The organism is Psychrobacter maritimus, assembly GCF_904846345.1.
Taxonomy (GTDB): Bacteria; Pseudomonadota; Gammaproteobacteria; order Pseudomonadales; family Moraxellaceae; genus Psychrobacter; species Psychrobacter maritimus.
This window is the reverse complement of sequence record NZ_CAJHAJ010000006.1, coordinates 20,386-39,079: the sequence shown is the minus strand read 5'-3', so window position 1 is coordinate 39,079 and position 18,694 is coordinate 20,386. Positions and strand designations below refer to the sequence as shown.

Annotated in this window: 11 protein-coding genes; 3 read left to right on the top strand and 8 right to left on the bottom strand. The window is 44.5% G+C overall.

Annotated features, from left to right (window positions below; translation table 11 throughout):
- Positions 1-181: 181 nt before the first annotated feature.
- The 3 genes from JMX50_RS09195 to JMX50_RS09185 all read right to left on the bottom strand — a co-directional run bounded on the left by JMX50_RS09195 (position 182) and on the right by JMX50_RS09185 (position 4,714).
- Complete coding sequence (locus JMX50_RS09195) at positions 182-1,117, bottom strand: D-2-hydroxyacid dehydrogenase (protein ID WP_201629319.1); 936 nt, start codon at positions 1,115-1,117, stop codon at positions 182-184.
- A gap of 244 nt (positions 1,118-1,361) precedes the next feature.
- Complete coding sequence (locus JMX50_RS09190) at positions 1,362-2,318, bottom strand: response regulator (protein WP_201629318.1); 957 nt, start codon at positions 2,316-2,318, stop codon at positions 1,362-1,364.
- An 83-nt stretch (positions 2,319-2,401) separates the two neighbouring features.
- Positions 2,402-4,714 (bottom strand): sensor histidine kinase, encoded by a 2,313-nt coding sequence (locus JMX50_RS09185; protein ID WP_201629317.1) that lies wholly within the window; start codon positions 4,712-4,714, stop codon positions 2,402-2,404.
- A gap of 783 nt (positions 4,715-5,497) precedes the next feature.
- Between JMX50_RS09185 and rapA the strand changes: the two genes are divergently transcribed.
- On the top strand, positions 5,498-8,386 hold the full coding sequence (gene rapA, locus JMX50_RS09180; protein WP_201629316.1) for an RNA polymerase-associated protein RapA: 2,889 nt from the start codon (positions 5,498-5,500) through the stop codon (positions 8,384-8,386).
- Positions 8,387-8,735: 349 nt separating this feature from the next.
- Positions 8,736-9,638, top strand: coding sequence for an acyl-CoA thioesterase (locus JMX50_RS09175; RefSeq protein WP_201565142.1), 903 nt, complete (start codon positions 8,736-8,738; stop codon positions 9,636-9,638).
- Positions 9,639-9,738: 100 nt separating this feature from the next.
- On the opposite strand, the gene mutY is transcribed toward JMX50_RS09175, so the two are convergent.
- The 4 genes from mutY to JMX50_RS09155 form a co-directional block, all read right to left on the bottom strand.
- On the bottom strand, positions 9,739-10,986 hold the full coding sequence (gene mutY / locus JMX50_RS09170; protein ID WP_201629315.1) for an A/G-specific adenine glycosylase: 1,248 nt from the start codon (positions 10,984-10,986) through the stop codon (positions 9,739-9,741).
- A gap of 256 nt (positions 10,987-11,242) precedes the next feature.
- Entirely contained in the window at positions 11,243-12,199 is a 957-nt protein-coding gene (ylqF, locus tag JMX50_RS09165; RefSeq protein ID WP_201629314.1) for a ribosome biogenesis GTPase YlqF, read from the bottom strand.
- Between the two features lie 150 nt (positions 12,200-12,349).
- Positions 12,350-15,490, bottom strand: a complete 3,141-nt coding sequence (locus tag JMX50_RS09160) for a DUF2339 domain-containing protein (protein WP_201629313.1) — start codon at positions 15,488-15,490, stop codon at positions 12,350-12,352.
- Positions 15,491-15,671: 181 nt separating this feature from the next.
- Positions 15,672-16,412: a dienelactone hydrolase family protein gene (locus JMX50_RS09155; protein WP_201629312.1), complete on the bottom strand. Its 741-nt coding sequence runs from the start codon at positions 16,410-16,412 to the stop codon at positions 15,672-15,674.
- 361 nt (positions 16,413-16,773) lie between these two features.
- Between JMX50_RS09155 and JMX50_RS09150 the strand changes: the two genes are divergently transcribed.
- Positions 16,774-17,259: a YcgN family cysteine cluster protein gene (locus JMX50_RS09150; RefSeq protein ID WP_227671019.1), complete on the top strand. Its 486-nt coding sequence runs from the start codon at positions 16,774-16,776 to the stop codon at positions 17,257-17,259.
- Here the strand turns inward: JMX50_RS09150 and JMX50_RS09145 are convergent.
- Entirely contained in the window at positions 17,249-18,562 is a 1,314-nt protein-coding gene (locus JMX50_RS09145; RefSeq protein WP_201629310.1) for a DUF4105 domain-containing protein, read from the bottom strand. The two genes, JMX50_RS09150 and JMX50_RS09145, sit on opposite strands and share 11 nt — an antisense overlap.
- Positions 18,563-18,694: the final 132 nt, after the last annotated feature.

Here is an 18,694-nt window from a genome sequence, read left to right as displayed (position 1 = left end):
GCGTGTCCTCAATTCAATCGATGGACATCTAAATGGTCTAAAAATGGCTAAATTTTGCCAAACTTCGTCAAATAGCTGGGTAATATCCCGATATTAACTGCACTATTTTCCTTGTTTGGCTACAATTTATCTCATTTTTATCACCATATTTAAAATGAGGACGCGCCCTAGTGATTGTCTTTTAATGCTTATCGATAAATTCTGACACTTGCTTACTTAAAATTTGCCACAAGGTTTCTTGCGCACTTTTACTGCCCCACGCATTATGTGGACTAAATATCACCCGCGGATGGTCAGCAAGGGTCAATAAAGGGTCGTCTTTGACAATCGGCTCTTGCTCAAATACATCGGTGGCATAACCGATAATTTGCTTGTTGTTAATCGCATTAGTTAGCGCTTGGCTATCGACAATACCACCACGGGCGACATTCACAATCAGCGGCTGTTTAGCCATTTCTGCTAAAGTATCTGCATTAATCAAGTGTTGGGTTTGCTCGTTTAATGGGCAATGCAAGCTCAGTACATCAGACTGCGCCAGTACGTCTTCAAAGGTCGTATAATCCTCATTACGCGGCGCACGCCCTTGATGCTCCGCCCACAATACCGTCATCCCAAAAGCGCGGGCGATGTCGGTGACGCGTTTACCAATAGTGCCAACACCAATAATCCCCAGCGTTTTATCTTCCAAATCTATCAGTGGGATATCGAGCAAGCAGAAATTGCCGTTATCTTGCCACGTGCCGTCAGCAACTTTTGCATGATAATGAATACCAGCACGCATGGCAGTTAGCATGAGCATAAAGGTATGCTCGGGCACGCTTTTGACCGCGTAACCAGCGACGTTATATAGCGCGATATCGTGCTTAGCACAGGCATCTTGATCGACATTATTCATACCAGTGGCAGTTAGCTGGATAAGCTTCAACTTGGGCAGATTGGCGATGATGTCAGCGCTAATTTGGACTTTATTGGTAAAAATAATGTCGGCATTTTGACAGCGTTCAATAATCAGCTCTTGAGGCGTATCGTCGTAAGTAATATAGTCAGTAACGCCAACGGGTGCTGGCAAGTCGACATTATCAGAGAAAGTACCTTTGTCTAAAAAAACCGCTTGCATGATGATTCCTTATCTCATTGTTATTTTAAATAGGTTACGTTTTAAATAGAGTACGTTTTAAATGGGCTTGCATTTTAAATAGACTGACATAGTTATCGGCTTAATGTAGCACGTTGCAGGGTTTAGTCAAAAAGCATGTCAAAAACCCCATCAAAAAGCGCACAGTAAAAAACCTCTACTTCAAGTTGAAATAGAGGTTTTATTTTTTGCGACAGGAATTTTTGTGCTTATATCGTTTTTACGCTTATAAAGAAAAGCGCTTACGCAATTTGCCAATCAGACTACGTACGCGACTGCTTAAATCGATACGCACGTCGTTTTCAGGGTCATGCTCGACTTCATAGCGCTTCACCAATTCAGGGCTGGCCTTCAGTTTTGTATGATGCTGAAAGGCACGGTTGACGCTAATCTCAAGTAAGCTGGCGCGCATTGGTTTTGGTAAGCAGCGATAGACCTGACCTTTATTAATCAAGTCAATCAACAAGCCTGCATCTTGGAATTCAGTTTGTACTAAAACCACCAAGTGCGGCGCATCTTGTTTTAAGGTAAAGATAATTGGCGCAATGTTCTCGCCACTGACATTGATGTCGGTAATACAAACACCAATATCTTCATTCGCCAAATAATCATAAGCCTCTTCTAAGCCTTTAGCATGCAGGACTCTATAGCTGTTAGAAAACTGCTTACGTATTTGCTCAATCAGATCGTTGGTTTCATCGATGACCAATAGCGTTTGCTTGTTGCCTGAGCTGTCAAATTGCTCAGCGTCTTCGTCTGGGTTATAGGTCAAAGCGATTTCGGTGGCGCGACCGACGACGGCAAGCAGCTCTTCAGATTTACAAGGTTTGGTCAAATAACGATAAATCTCCCCATCGTTAATAGAGCCGATAATGGCGTTCAAATCAGCATAACCGGTCAATAAGATACGCATGGTAGACGGCGATACTTCTTTAACTTCGCGCAAGATATCGACACCAACGCGCTCAGGCATACGCTGGTCACTGACCGCCACGTGTACGTGGTTGTTTTTGATATAGTCGATATATTCAGTCGGGTCAGTGGTGATAAAAACGTCATGTGTTTTACGAAACAGCAGTTTCATCGAACGTAAAATACGTTGTTCATCGTCAATGAACGCCAACTTCGGTTTTGCTTCAGACCCTAACGCGGCGCTAGGGGTTTCCATTTCCAATTCATTCATGATGGTATCCTTATGATGAATAATAGTGCTATAGCTTTATATAATCATTAAAATAGCAATTAAAATAAGACAGAACCTAGCGATTACGCTGCTAGGCTTTGTTCCGTTAAATCATTATCAATCGGTAGCGTTAAGGTAAAGGTGGTGCCAACGCCTTCGGTCGAGACCGCTTGAATGTCGCCATTATGCTGCTCCATAATCTGCTGACTGATGGCCATGCCAAGTCCAGTACCTTCGCCTGCGCCCTTAGTGGTAAAGAAAGGCTCAAAGATTTGATTGAGAATCTCTGTGCTCATACCTTTGCCGTTGTCGCTGACATCGATATAGACATTGCTGTCATCAGAGCGCGTCCGCACTTCGATTTTGCCATCCGGTTTTTCTCCCATGGCTTGCGCGGCGTTATTGAGCAAGTTCACCAAGACTTGGTTAATCTGTGACGGCGAGCATTTAATCTCAGGGGTCGGAGCAAAATCAGTAACAATCTCTTGATGTCTGATAGAGTTGCCAGCGATTTTCAATGACGCTTCGATACATTCGCGCACATCGATGGTTTTCACTTTTGATTCGTCAAGACGGGCAAAGTTACGCAGATTAAGCACCATCTCGGTGATTTGCTCAACGCCAAATAACGAATCTTTAATCAGCTCTTTGAGCTCAGCGGACAAATCATCTTCTTGGATTTCATCGGAAGCACGGACGATATCTGCCAATAGCTTGTCAATTTTGCCATCAGCAGCGGCATCCGTTTTAACGGCTTTTAACCCTTGTACCAGGTCAATCAGCTCTTCGTATTGCTCAGTTAGCTGTCCGATAATTTCAAGGTTGTTTTGCACATAAGATAATGGCGTATTTACTTCATGAGCAACACCAGCAACCATTTGACCTAACGTCGCCATTTTTTCTGAACGAATCAATTGCAGCTGTGAGTTTTTCAGCTCTTTTAGCGTATCTTGCAGCTCAGCGGTACGTTCTTCGACTTTAATCTCTAGCTGCTGATTGATATTGGCAAGCTTACCTTCGTTAGATTGGATACGGTCTAATAGGTCATTAATAGAGCCATTTACCAGTCCAATCTCGTTGCGACCTTCAGCGAATTTAACCTCGCTCAGCTTATTATATTGCTTGTCGTTAATCAGCTTTTCCGCTTGCGAGATTTTATCAGTGGTTTCTTTTAGCGGTTTAAAGGCTAAGAAAGTCAACATAAAGTAAATCACACCCGCTGTGATTAATAGCGCCAAGGCAATCCAGTTAATCAAGTTTTCACTGAGATTATCGGCGATAGCGTTAATTTCAGCATCAGGCTGGACAACAATCAGTTTCCAATAAGTCTCAGGAATCTCAAACACATACGCTTGACTGCCGTTGTAAAAGTTGTCTTTAGTCAGCTCAAAGCTCTGCAATAAGCGACTATCCATGGCGTTTTGCTTGTTTTCGCTATTATTTAGATAAGCGGCATAGTTGACCAAATAATAACCTTTGGAATCACCTGTTTCTGCTTTATCAATCGTATTCAATACTTGCTGAACTTGCGGCGATACGCTAGCTGCAACGCGCTCGATAGTCTCGTTACGCTGAGCTTCCAAGAAGTTTAATACCGGATTCCAAGCAGGGTCAGCGTTGATAACTTGTTTGATATCAAGCGGCGTACCGGTTTCTTCATCAATATAGCTTAAGCGTTCAGGGTTAGACGAGGCGATAACTTTATCACTGTTATCCAGCAATAAAATATAACCTGAGCCCGAGCTTTCGCTTAGCTTCACGATGTTTTCTTGTAGCTGGTTTAGGGTAAAGTTAACCGTACTGGCACCCCAGAACTGATTGTCACGCTCGATTGCAACACCGCAGCTCATTGCCAGCTCGCCTTTGGTTTGGCTCGCGCGGACATGGTTCCAAATACAGCTTTCAGGTTTGAGCAATTTTAAAACGCTAAACCAATCTTCTTGATAATAAGGATTGGTAGGGTTTGGGTCGCTGAGTACCGCTTGATAATCGCCGTTTTGACGCACCATTAAAAACGGATGGGTTGCAGCATTGACACCAAGTGCGCCTTTTTCAGGCCAAATGCCGCCACTACCTAACAAGTTATAATCGCGCTTATCAAAGGCATTGGCGGTACTAGCTTGCAAAATCGCTTCTTGCGGTGGCAGCGTTTGCGCGCTTTGTTGCAGTAGTAGGGCACTACGCATCACGCGATTGATATCGGCTGAGATACTATTGACCGCTGTATTACCACGCTCGGCGACCAGTTTTGCTGACTCAAGGCGAATTTTCTCATAGCCTTCTTTATCAACAACATAGACGACGACCGCCAGTACGACCGCAAAAGCGATAAATAGAATGGTCGTCACTTGGGTACTGACTTGGTTAAAAAAGCCAACTTTTTTGGAGGCACTCATGATGGGGTTTGTCCTTGGATGATAAGAAGCACAAAGAAGATTGTTAATGGGATTAAAGGGATTAATGCGATATGACACTCAAAGTTATCATCACTCTCATAAAATATAATTATGTATAATGTTATAAGTGATAACTAAATGGACTATAGTAAGCACTACTATCTCTATAGCGTTTAGACTGCATCTATAACGACTATGAATCTATAATGACCATGAATCTATAAAAGTGGGATTAGATACCGTTAATGCTTAAATATAGATGATAGATAATAGGTACTTGGTAAACTTAGACAACGCAGACAGTCATTTCAATATGGCTCAGCTAAATATTGTAGAGATTCAGTCAGAGGTATTTAGCCAGAGACACTTACCCAGAGATGATTAATCAGAAACACTTAGCCAAATTAGCCGCATAAAGAAATAACCTATTGCATTTTTTAACAATACAGCAACAATTATATGATGGCAATATTTTTTGTTTACTTGCGAGTCGTTATCTTGTTGTTTTATAAGATCAACTTATGCTTGGCTTTGCGGCAATCTTGGCAAAATCTGCTCTTGAAAAGTCAACTTAACGCACTCATCTAGGCGCTAACGTTATATAATGGTCTGTTTTATCAATCGACCTAGCTTTTAAGTTGGGCGTTGCTGATATCTCCAATGACCAGCAGCTTATTAATGACATCGAGCTATCGAGCCAGTAATGCTAGCTTGGCCAGTCAACGTAGCTTGCCTCATTAACTATCTATTTTCTTATCATCTGAGTACAAAAGACATCGCCTTATGACTATCTCTATCGCTTCATTGCACAGCACCGAATTTGCCGTTGGTCAACGTTATTTATCTGATACGGAGTCTGAGCTTGGCTTGGGGGTGGTCATCGATGTTGATGACCGCTGTGTACATATCTTATTTCCACAAAGTGAAGAGACCCGCGTCTATGCAAAAAACTCTGCGCCGTTATCGCGCGTGGTGTTCAAAGAAGGCGATAGCATTTCTGACCAAGCCGGTAAAACCTATACCGTAACCGCGGTCGAAGAAGTGATGGGCGTGCTCAAATACAGTGTCGATGAGCATGAAAAAGGCATTATGGAAACCCGTTTGGCGGCCAATATCACGCTTGCAAAGCCGCTTGAGCGTCTACTTGCTGGTCGTATTGAGCGTGGCGATTGGTACGAGCTGCGCCAAGACATTTTGCGTATGCAATCGGCGCTAGCGGGTCATCCGCTTAAAGGTCTAATGGGCGCGCGCGTCGATATTATTGAGCATCAGCTGTATATCGCCCATGAAGTTGGGAAACGTATCGCGCCGCGTGTCTTGCTTGCTGACGAAGTCGGTTTGGGTAAAACCATTGAAGCGGGTCTGATTATTCATCAGCAGCTATTGACTGGCAAAGCTGAGCGCGTATTAATCCTCGTACCAGACAGTTTGCAATATCAGTGGATGATTGAGCTGCGCCGCCGTTTTAATCTAAATTTTGCCTTATTTGATTTAGTACGTACGGCAGCGATTAAAGAGCACGACCCTGAGCAAAACGTCTTTGCTACTGAGCAATGTATTATTGCGGGTATGGATTTATTGCTCGACCATCCTGACTTGTATGACCAAGCGATGGAAGCCGGTTTTGATTTATTGGTCGTCGATGAGGCGCATCACCTGCATTGGGATGAAGCGCAAGGTGGCAATGATAAATATGACTTGATTGCTGACTTCGCTGAAGAAACACCGGGGGTGATGCTATTAACCGCGACGCCTGAACAGCTTGGCGCGCAAAGTCACTTTGCCCGTCTGCGTTTATTAGACCCCGATCGTTTTGATGACTTGGATGAATTTATCGACGGTCAAGAAGCCTTTGCCGAAACCGCAGCGGTTGCGAGCGTTTTAATCGAAGATAAGCCGTTAAGTGATGGTCAAATTGCGGCGTTAAGTCAACTGCTTACTATTAGTATCGATGAATTAGCAAACATTAATGACGACGAAAAACTGCGTACTTATGCGCTTAATGAGTTGCTTGACCGTCATGGTACGGGACGTATTTTATTCCGTAATACCCGTGAAAGTGTCAAAGGCTTCTATGGTCGTAGCAGCCAGCCGTATCCATTGCCGCTACCTGAAGCATGGGTCGATAGCTATCAAACCAATGGTAAATTGCGCGAGCAGCTATGGAGTGAAGAAAACCAACCTGACGGTAGCTGGTTAGAAGATGACCCACGTGTGCCGTGGTTGATTGATATCTTAAAGGGTGAGCTTAAGCATAAAAAAGTATTGCTGATTGCCCGTAGTGGGGCGACGGTTGAAAGCTTAGAAGCCGTCTTACGTCTGCATGCCGGTATTAAAACCGCCATTTTTACTGAGCAGATGACCTTGCTTGAGCGTGACCAAGCGGCGGCGTTTTTTGCTGATAGTGAAGGCGCACAGATATTATTGTGCTCGGAGATTGGCTCGGAAGGTCGTAACTTCCAGTTTGCAAGCCAGCTGATATTGTGGGACCTGCCTGCCAACCCAGATACCTTAGAGCAACGTATCGGTCGCCTAGACCGTATCGGACAAACGCAGCAAATTATGCTGCACGTCCCTTATGTACAAGGTACGGCGCAAGAGCGTCTATATCGGTGGTATAACGACGCGCTAAATATGTTCAATCAGATTTCACCGACCGCCCAAAGCGTGCAAGAGCAGTATATCCAAGACCTAAAGCCAATGCTTGAAGGCGCGGATAACGACGCTAACCGCACCACTTTGCAAGACATTATCGATGCCGCGCTACAAACGCGTTTGGATCTTGAGGCGCAGTTGCAAGCCGGTCGCGATCGTCTTTTAGAGTACAACTCATGCCGTCCGCGTGTCGCTGGGCGTATTGCTGATGCCATGCGTGATTTTGATGGGCATAATTTATTGCCGCAATTTATCGAGCGCTTTTTTGCTTCCGCCAATATCGACCACAATATCCAACGTGATGGTTCATGGGTGATTGCACCAATTGATAGCACTGAGATTAGCGATTATATCGACGGTCTGCCACTTGGCGATGAAGATGGTATGACCTTGACCTTTGAGCGTGAGCAAGCGCTGCAGCGTGAAGATATCGAATTTATCACTCACGAGCATCCGTTGATGCGCGCGATTTATGAGCTGGCAAGTACCAGCACCTTTGGTAATACCACCGTTGCGATGCTAAAAAGTGCTGCCGTCCCGCAAGGTATGGTGTTGCTTGAAGTAAATTTCCGCGTCGAAGCGATTGCGCCAAGATTGCTCAATTTACCTGCGACTTTGACCACACAAAATATCCGTGTCTTTATCAGTGAGCAGGGCAGTGATTTATCCGCCCGTATCAGCGCCGATATGATTATGCCGCATATTGAACGTTTGGATAAAAACCGCGCCCGCCAAGTGATAAAAGTACGCGGCGATGTGATTGAGCAGCGCTATTATGAAGCCGAAGACATTGCCCGTCAGCAGTTAGCAGAGATTGGTGAACAAGCCAGTGCGCGTTTTAGCCAGCAGTGGTCACGTGAAATCAAACGCCTAAAGCATTTGCAAACCATCAATCCTAACGTCCGCCCAGAAGAGATTGAGCGTCTAGAGCAGCTAAAAGCCCAAGGCGAGCAAGCATTGGGTAATCTGTCTTTAGTACCAGACTCTATCCGTGTGCTCGTGGCCGTGAAACCATAAATTTGGCAAATATAAAAACGAGATGGCAATAAGCATCTCGTTTTTTATTTATTAACACTATCTTAGATAGTTGTTTTAGACTTAACATTGCGCGGTAACTGCCTAGTCAAAGCCGTTAATATTCGTTAAGATGATTGGCTTTTCGCTTTATAATGAGTTCTTAGCAATCGTTTTACTGGTCATTTATTGCGCGCTCTAAGCGTTATCTTGTAGTTTACTGCAAGCCATTTCATATTATTTTAAATTAAAACGCCGTATTGGCTTAAGCATATGGTATCGAGATCAATATCGTTAGGTGCTTATACCCAGATGCTTGGCGTTATTGATAAGAATAAGGAAACGTATCGTCATGTCTGATTATCCGCAACTGATAGATGAGCTGCTGGCTACTGTCGCGCTTATTGAAGTCAGCCCTGATGTTTTTGAAGGTAAAAGCCACGACTATGTTGGCAGTCGTATTTTTGGTGGGCAAGTGCTGGCGCAAGCGATTATGGCAGCGGCGCATACACTGGATAAAGACAAACCCTGTCATTCACTGCACGGCTATTTTTTGCGCGGTGGTGATATCAATCAGCCGGTCATTTATAAAGTACGCCGCCTGCGTGATGGCCGCAGCCTGTCTGCGCGTGAAGTAACGGCGATTCAATATAAAGAAGTACGCGGTAAAGCGCCTGTTGAGCAAGTGATATTTTCGATGATTGCGTCGTTTTCACCGATGGAAGAGGGCTTAGAATATCAAGAGGATATGCCCGTTTATCCGCCGCCAGAGGATTTGCTTGCCGAGCAGGATTTAAAAGAAGAGTATGTCGGTAAAGTCCCCGATGCGCTTAAGGCGCGCTTTATGCGTCGTCGTCACGTCGAGATTAAACCGGTCAAACCGCGTGACCCTATTCATCCAGAACCGATGAAACCCAAGCAAGCAAACTGGCTGCGTATTCGTGAATTGGGCAATCAACCCATAGCAATTCAGCAAGCACTATTGGCATTTTCATCCGACTTCTACCTAGTAGGTACGGGGCTGATGTCGCACGGTGTAAGCTTTATGACCAGTGGTTTGCAAGCGGCGAGTATCGACCACTCGATGCATTTTCATCGTGAGTTTGACTTAAATAATTGGCTGCTATACGACATGTGGAGTGATACCACATCCAATGCCATGGGTCTGAACCATGGGCAGTTTTGGCAAGATGGCCGATTGGTAGCAACGGTACAACAAGAAGGCTTGATGCGCTTACGAGTGCCGAAGTCTTAAGTTCTGTCTTAAGTTTTTAGTATTTTATAAATTAAAAAAGCGACTCATGATTTATTGTGAGTCGCTTTTTTTATGAATGTTATTTAGTTGCATTCACTCATTATTCTAAAATCTTAACCATCGCTTGTGGTAATCCAAGCGTTGCTTGTGCATCATCAGCATTTAACCAATTAATATTAATCTCTGCTGCTTGTAGTGCTTGGGTTATTTCTGCAGTTTGCTCATTATTTAAAGTCACTGATTGCGGCGTTAAATACCAATGGAAATGGGTTAATGAATGTTTAATAGGCGCGTCATCAAGTAAGGTTTTATTCATTGGTGCTGCTGCTAAATTATTCTTTATCAGCCATTCATTGATAATTTGCTCAGCGGTGGTAAATTCTGTTTCATAGACTTTTTCATTAATAGCAACTTCTAAAGGCTGCTCAGCAGTCGCTTCCGGCAGTTTTTTATCTATATTCTTGCCAGTATTTTTAACAGCAGCTTTGCCGCTAATCTTTTCTACAAATTCTAGCGGCAAACTCCACAATCCGCCCCAAATGCCGTTATCGGGACGCTGTAGCCATAAGATATTGCCATCTGCATCTTTAATCAGTAAGGCATTGCTAAACTTACTGGGTTTGGGCTGTTTTTTTGCTTTGACCGGATAATCGGTTTCGCGACCCTGCGCGTGCGCTAAGCAATCATCTTGTAGCGGACATAATAGGCAAGCAGGTTTGCTACGCGTGCATAAAGTTGCGCCCATATCCATCATCGCCTGCGCAAATAATCCTGAGTTCTCTCTAGGCGTTAGACGTTCTGCCAATGCCCACAGCTCTTTAGTAGTGGCAGATTTAGTTATATCGCCATCAATTGCTGCCCAGCGTGTCAGGACGCGTTTGACATTACCATCACAGATAACGCCATAGCGATGTAGCCCCATCGCCATAATCGCCCCAGCGGTCGACGGGCCAACGCCAGATATCGCCTCCCAACCGGCTAAGGTTTGCGGAAAGTCGCCCGTCTCATTAATGACTTCGACCAATTGCTTCGCGCCTTTATGTAAATTACGCGCGCGCGCATAGTAGCCAAGCCCCGCCCAATGCTCCGCCACCATATCCCATTCTGCTGCGGCTAAATCCTGTACCGTTGGAAAGGATTCCATAAAACGCGCAAAGTAGGGCAGCACTGTCGTTACTTGCGTTTGCTGTAGCATGACTTCGGATAACCAAACGATATAAGGGTTAGGCGTATGGGTTTGGTGCTGTTGCCAAGGTAAGTCGTGGCGACCATTAATTGCAAACCAGTCGAGAAGGCGTGGGGCGAGGGAGTTGAGGTTGGTTGATGATTGAGAAAATTGAGTAGGCAAGAGTATTCCTTGTAAATTGAACAGGGATATATGAATTTGAGATTAAGAACGTTTATGGGGTGTAATACGATTGATACAAGACAACAGCGGGTGAGCTTCGTTTTCAATATCAGAAGATGAAATTATAATTGACCGTCTTGTTTGCCAAGTAAAGTTTGAGTAAATCTGCAGATAAGTTAAAGGTAAATAATAAAATATAGCAGGTGCGCTAGGCGCACCCTACGAACTTCAAATATACTTATAGAGAATATTCTACCTACTTCCGATTCTTCCGCGTTTTTAAACGACGCAAACGTTTCTCTTCTTCTTTAGCGATTCTTTTCTCTTCGGCAGCGATGCGTTGTTCGGCGACGACCAGCTCTTCAGCTTCTGTCATTGCAGGCGTCTCGAGCGTAATATCGCCAAGCTTGCCACTACGTAACTCGTTAATCAGAATCTCAGACATGCGATAAGTATCGACTTGATTGCCCGCGCGCACACAGCCGCGATTGCGTCCCGCCACTTCAAAAAACTCCCAATCAGTCTTGGGTAATTCTTCAATTTTATAGCGAGTTTTTAGCAGCTCAGGATAGGCTTGCATTAGGTACTCAGCGGTATAACTGGCCACATCAGCGAAGTCAAAAGCGGTATCACGAATACCGCCGGTCGCAGCCAAGCGATAGCCAGAGTTTTCGTTTTCAACCTTTGGCCATAGCATACCGGGGGTATCATAGAGCATAATGTCATCGTCAAGCTTAATCAGCTGCTGCGACTTGGTTACCGCTGGCTCGTCGCCGGTTCTTGCCACGGCGCGTCCAGCTAAGGTATTAATCAAGGTCGATTTACCAACGTTTGGAATACCCATTATCATGGCTTTGATTTGGCGACCGGTGCCGACTTTATTGGGCACGAGGGATTTGCATATCGCGATAATACGTTTGACGTCATCAGCTTTATTATTGTCGCAAGCGATGGCTTTGACGCCGTCTTGTTGCTCAAGATATTCCATCCACGCTTTGGTTAATTCAGGATCGGCGAGGTCGGCTTTATTTAAAATTTTGATGACCGGTTTTTCGCCGCGTAATGCCGCGACCATTGGGTTTTCGCTACTATAAGGAATACGCGCGTCAATCACTTCAATGACGACGTCCATCTGCGGCATGATTTCTTTGATTTCGTTACGGGCCTTGTTCATATGCCCAGGGAACCACTGAATACTTGCTCTCTTATCCATCTGCTTTTATAACCTTTTATAAAAAATGCTAAAAGTAAGACACTCTTTGCTTACTCTTTAATGGCGTCCAGTTTACTACACAACCAGCGCTATCACCCAACGTTATCAAGTTATCAGGTTATAATTTCATTTAACGCTCAGAGCAGACTATCATGCAGACTCGTCTGTTAAATCCTCGCGCGCTGGTGGTAATGGTGCTAAATAACCAATGACTAATATTAAGCTACCCGCGCCAAGGAAGGAAATCACCCGCCAAATTGCCTCGGTCTGTGATAAATCGACAATTACCAGTTTTAGCACCACAACGCCCAATAGTCCAATGCCCATAAACCATAGTGTTCGCTGTCCATAGCGGCTGGCGATAATAGTGGCGACCAAAGCAATGAGCGTCCATAAAATGGTTAGCCCCGTTTGTACCTGCTCGCTATTCCAAGCGCCCCCTGTAACGTCGTATAAACCGCCAGTCCATAAAGGCGTACCGATAAATGCATGCAGCGTTCTAACCAACATACTAGAGCCTATCCAAAGGCCAATCAGCGCTAAGATAATTAATAGCATATCGTTTTTAGGAATGGCGCTTAATAGGTTTCTCGATTTCATGCCATATGGCTGACGGAGCAAATAAACGCCCAAGCTGTAAAAAACCACCAGCCATAACGTCACATCATATAAGTTAAATAGAGGAAAATAGGGCAATCCCCAAATAATACCATCGTAAGTAAAGTTGGTAAAAATAGCCCAGCCTAAAGCAATAGGCACAAATATTTTGGCACTGTCTAACAGTGCCTGATGCCAATCAAACCAATAAGGTACAAGCGCTGAATTAGCTGCTTTTGATGGGTTGTCATTGTACTGAACCATAGCATGACGCTGTGTCCACCATAAGCCTGCCAACATCAGCGCAATCGGCACTAAAATAGCCATGACGCCTTTTGAATCGGGCAAGCCATAATGCATGGCTTCTGCCAACAGGATAATTCCAGCACCAAGCCAGCTCGCACTATCAAAACTTTTTAATTCCGCTTCTTTATGCCATGACTTTAACCATAGTTGCCCAACGACCAACCAACCTATGAATAAGGCAATAAATATAGGCCAATGAAAGGTTGTCCATTGATAATCAAATTCATATTTTTGCGGCAGTTGAAACAGTAACATGGCATAAAATAGCAGCAATAAACCATGGCTAAACTGTCTAATCTCACGCCACGAATGATAGTGATTAATTGCTTGATAAATAACTAAGCTCGTTAACATTGCCAACCCTAGCAGTGCCGTCGTTGCTAATTGCCAGCTGGCAAACCATTGGTCAAAATCGATGACCAATACAGACAGCAGCCAAACCATTGCGGTAAAGGTTAAAAAACGACTCAAAATTGGCCTGCGCCACATCAGGTTAAACGCCATACTTTGGCTATCGATACTGGTAAGCCATTGCTGAGCAGCTTGGCTACTAATACCTAGTGACTGGGCTACATTTGCTGTTATGTCGGTGATTGAAGATGGTAAATCAGACGTCATATGCTGCTGTGAAGCGCGGCTTAGACTGTTATCTAAAACGGCAGGCGAGTTACTGGCGCGTAAAATAAACATCGTTGCTAGATAGCTAAGAGCTGAAATCGTTAATGCCAGCGTTGGATAATCTTTGATCGTAAAGACCACGTTTATCATCAGCATGGCGATACTGAGCAGCTGTAATAACAACCCAAACAATACTGACCATGCACGTAGCGAGCGCCGTCCAAACCATACCAGCGCCAGCCCTTGTACCGACCAGCCAAAGGCAATCCATTCAGCATCGATTGCCAGTGGGATGACCACCGCTAAAAAGCCAAACCCTAACGCCAGCATACCCTCGGTGATTAAGGCATAATGCTGGCTACGCTGGACAAACAGCCAGCCAATGCCCAAATAAATCGCCGCTAAAACAGCACTGGTAATGGTTAACGCGTTAGGAATACCATCCAATAATGCTGAAAATAAACCAAAGGCTAGTATCGGTACTGAAAACAGTAAACCGGTATCAATAGGAAATACATAGCTGTTGTTTCTTGGATGAACCTTATCCATGTGGTTGACGTTGTTTACACTATTAAAAGTATCTACAGCATCTGTATCAGCGAAACCTGCTTCATTAAGCGTGTTATAAGCGATAATTTGTTGCGCGTAGCGAATGACGACAAATAAATATAGTAGTACATGCAGCGCGACTAGTAATACCAATGACCAGCGCTGCGCCTCAATAACAGCGCTTAAATTTTCCGTCACACCCCAATAATAGGCCAGTCCAAAGGTGATCATTACGCCGAGCAGGTTGAGCATTTTCCAAGTGCGGTAGTGAGCGATAATGGCAATGGTGACGTTTAATAATAGATAGTAGCTGAATAATGTCACTAAATTACCAATATCACTACTGGTCAATATCGGCGCAAAGAAGCCGCCAGAAAGCGCTAACAATGCCAACGGTAAGGCATTTTGACGCACGGCTAAGCCAATGGTGATGGCTGACAAGATACCAAGTCCCATAAAGCTCGGCACACTTGAGAGCACTTGATAGACGCTATAGGCAAAAAAGGTGGTTAAATAAGCAATCGCTAAACCTGCTCCTTGCAGGGTAATACCATAAGCAAAACGGTTTTTTGCTAATTTTAATCCCAGCGCTGCGAGTCCTAAACCAATGATACCAATGCCAATGAGTTTTATGGTAATGGGGATTTCGATATAATCGCTTAATAAGCGCAGCAATAACACCACGCCGACGAGCAACACCAATACCCCAACGCGCACCACTAAATTACCGCCAAAAAACCAATTTTGCATAGAGTGAATAACGGAGGTGACGATAGGCAAGGAGCGTTCGTCTGGCTCTATGGTTGCGATAGTTTTTTGTGGGATTTTCGATTGTGGCGGTGAGGGCGATTGTGGTGACTTTGATAATATCGGCAGCTCTGGAGGTGTTGTTTCTAAATGCTGGTTTTTTGTAGATTCGACATTAGGAATAAAAGTAGCATCGGGAATGAGAACAGCGGAGGTAGCCAATTCTTCTACTGATTGTGTTAATGAATCTACTGATTCAGAACTACTATCTTGAGTAGGATGTATATACGCAGCGTGCGAGGGCTTTGCTGTATTCACGCTATCTGCAAGCTGCTCAAGCTCAGCTTGTAGCGCCGTCATATCATGGCGCAGTTGCTCAATTTGCCGATTAATCTTGGTATATAGCACCATAACCACGATTAATAAAACAATAAAAGCCAGCCAACCCAACGGGCTCATTAATAGATATAGCATCCTCGTCACTCAATCCACTTGGTAATAAAGTGATAATGACGCTATTTGCTAATAAGCACAAGATTAGTCGTTGTAGTTATTGTATATGGCGACAAATTAAAGGGTCACCTACTTAGTAAGCGACCCTTATTTCTTGTCTTGTCTTTATTTATAATAATCTTAATTTACAATAACTTTAAAATTATTGACCGAGATTGGTTTTCATAAACTCAAGCATATTCTCCCAGCTTTGCTTAGCCGCGGCTTCATTATAGCCAAGGTCGACACCATTTTTAGCAGCGCGCTCATCAGCATGCGGATTGGTAAATCCGTGCTTAGCGTTGTCATAGACATCGATAGTGTAGTCGACATCAGCGGCATCTAGCTCAGATTTCAGACCTTCTATGGCATCCATGGATACCATCGAATCATCACGACCATGAGCGACCAACACTTTAGCTTTAAAGTTTTTGTCTGCTGGCTGTTTTGCTGATGGGTTGCCATGGAAGGTGGCGACTGCTTTTAATGGCATGCCTTCACGCGCCATATCGAGGACGACTTTACCGCCAAAGCAAAACCCAATCGCTGCTAAGTTATCGCGATTAACGGCCAATTGGTCACCAAAATCATTGAGGATTAAACGGCAGCGCGCCATCAGCATGTCTTGGTCTTCAAGTACTTGTGTCATCCACATATTTGCCATGGCCGCATCAGTGGTCAGTTTGCCTTCACCGTAAACGTCCATCGCCACGGCAGCATAGCCTGCTTCTGCCAAACGCTCAACCACCGATTTTGGGTGATCGACCACGCCCCACCATTCTGGCGCGACCAAAATCCCTGCTACTGGATTGTCATCTGAGGCCGATTCTGGCAGCGCCACATAGCTGATCAGTTGGACGTTATTTTCAGTGGTACTGATTAATTCAAAGGTCTTAATTGACATATTATTGTCCTTTTTTATGTTATGAGTGTTGTTCTATAAATATGAATAATGCGTATGCTAGCGCAATCCTTTTGCTTACTCGTACTACCTTAACGCCCAAGTTGAGCAAAAACAGCTATAATACTGTAACGCTCTTTATCAAAATGTCTCTTTATAAAAAATCGACTACAACGCTATGACTATCAACTTGTTAAATCAATCTTCTGCCAACTTAGATTCTGATTCAGCCTCGCAGAACAAAGCTGCTTCAAATACAGAAATAAACTCAGGGCTAAAGCCAATCGTGAGTCTATTTCCTGCTAGCAATACTAGCAGCGACAATGCCAATGACGAGGACAGCGACAATAAACCGACTGAAACATTGCGTCCGCAGTTTTGGTCACGTTTTGCGCTGTCAGAATTAAACCATAGCGAATGGGAGGCCTTATGTGATGGCTGCGGCAGTTGCTGTCTCATCAAATATATCGACGATGAGCACGTTAGCGACGATGACAATAGTCATGAAGCAGAAATGGTCGAATATACCGACGTGACTTGCCAGCTGATGGATTGTGCGACGGGCTATTGTCAGCACTATGACACGCGCCAAGAGCATGTGCCCGATTGTATTCAACTGACTATGGAGAATTTGCCGCAGATGATGTGGCTACCATCGCACTGCGCTTATAAGTGTTTGTATAAAGGACAAGGTTTGCCAAGTTGGCATTTGTTATTAACCCAAGATGCGGTGGCAACCCAGCAGCAAATGCGGGCTGCCAATGTTGGCGTAGCAGGGCGCTGTGTTTCCGAGATTGGTATGTCTGATGAAGAGATGGAAACGCGGGTGGTAAATTGGGTTAATCCTTAGCATCAGCCGCCAATTTAGCACTTGCTTCGGCATTCGTTTGCGAATCAGCTAATAGCGGCATAGGGATACCTTGCCGAATCTGCTCAGAGAACTGGCGGCTGTTTTCGTGACTGTTAATGTCAGATTCTAAGTTAGCTTGATTATCAAAGCCGCGAACCTTGGCGTTGATATGGGTACGCTCGTACCAAGTATCCATTGACCAAGGCTGATCGTCTTTTTCAGGATTGGCGTCGAGCATGCCGACGTCGTATAAATAGTTTGGCAGCCAACCAGATACCCAAATCCGGTAATCCCATGGCAGACGGTCACCACTGACAATACGCGCCATATAAAAAATGATATTGGTACAGTTGCTAATCAAGGTGTTATACCAAGCTGGCTTGGCATTCAATTCATCGGCGGCGGTTAGGTAAGATTCAAATAATGACTTGACCTCATGCTGCTGTAGATTGCTGACCGGAAACAGATAAACTTGCTCGCCACGCGCATTGGTACGCGTGTAAATAATATCGCGCTCCTCTGCGGCAATCAGGCTTAATTCAAAACGTCTAAAAAACCCTGCCAATGCCGAAAACGATTCGCCATTTTCTTTACGAATCTCAAATGAGAAGGCAAGCGGTCTATCATCTTCGAAGCGGAAACTGACCAAAGTATGAGCAATCAGCGGTCCCATCCAATAGGAGTTGGTGACATCGACGCCAGATAATTTAGACATATCAATGGTGCGCGTGTCCCAGTGTTCGGTCGCTTCCTGATCCGTATGCCAATCAAAGTTACGTACATTGCTGAAAGTAACCAAATTAGGATTATTGCCATCACGCTCATACGTGACTCGCTCACTGACTTCAGGCATCCAATCGCGATCTTGCTCAGGCTCAATAGAGAAAAACCAGCCAAGACCGACGAACCAAATAGCGGCATATAAACCCATTAGCCATTTGCTTGCTGATTTTTTATTTGTGTTTGTGCTTGTTTTTGCCTTAGTAATTGATTGACTAGTCGCTTGTTGGTTATTTAACTGTTTAGCGGTTTTTGGCCAATAACGGCTACTAAGCAAGGCTATCAGTACGCCGACAATCACGATAGTTGCCAACCACGTGATAAGCGCGCGCATCCCAAACTGATACCAAAGCGCCATCAATAGCCAAATAGCGGATAGCAGCAGGGTAGTAACGATCAAAAACTGCACAAGGTAATATCGCCATGTCCGCTTTTGTTGGCGACCATGAGCGGCGCCATTCTCTGAGCGATGGCTATTTGAAAGCGGCGTGAGCAGGCGAGAGAAAAACGCGCGTAGGGACATAGTGTTTGTTATTGATAAATAAAGGCTTTGACCATAGCAAAGTTTATAACACACTGACAATACAATTTGAGTGAATTTGTCGTTGAATGTCAGCAAGCCTTGCGATAAAGTGAAACACATTAAGCTGGTCTA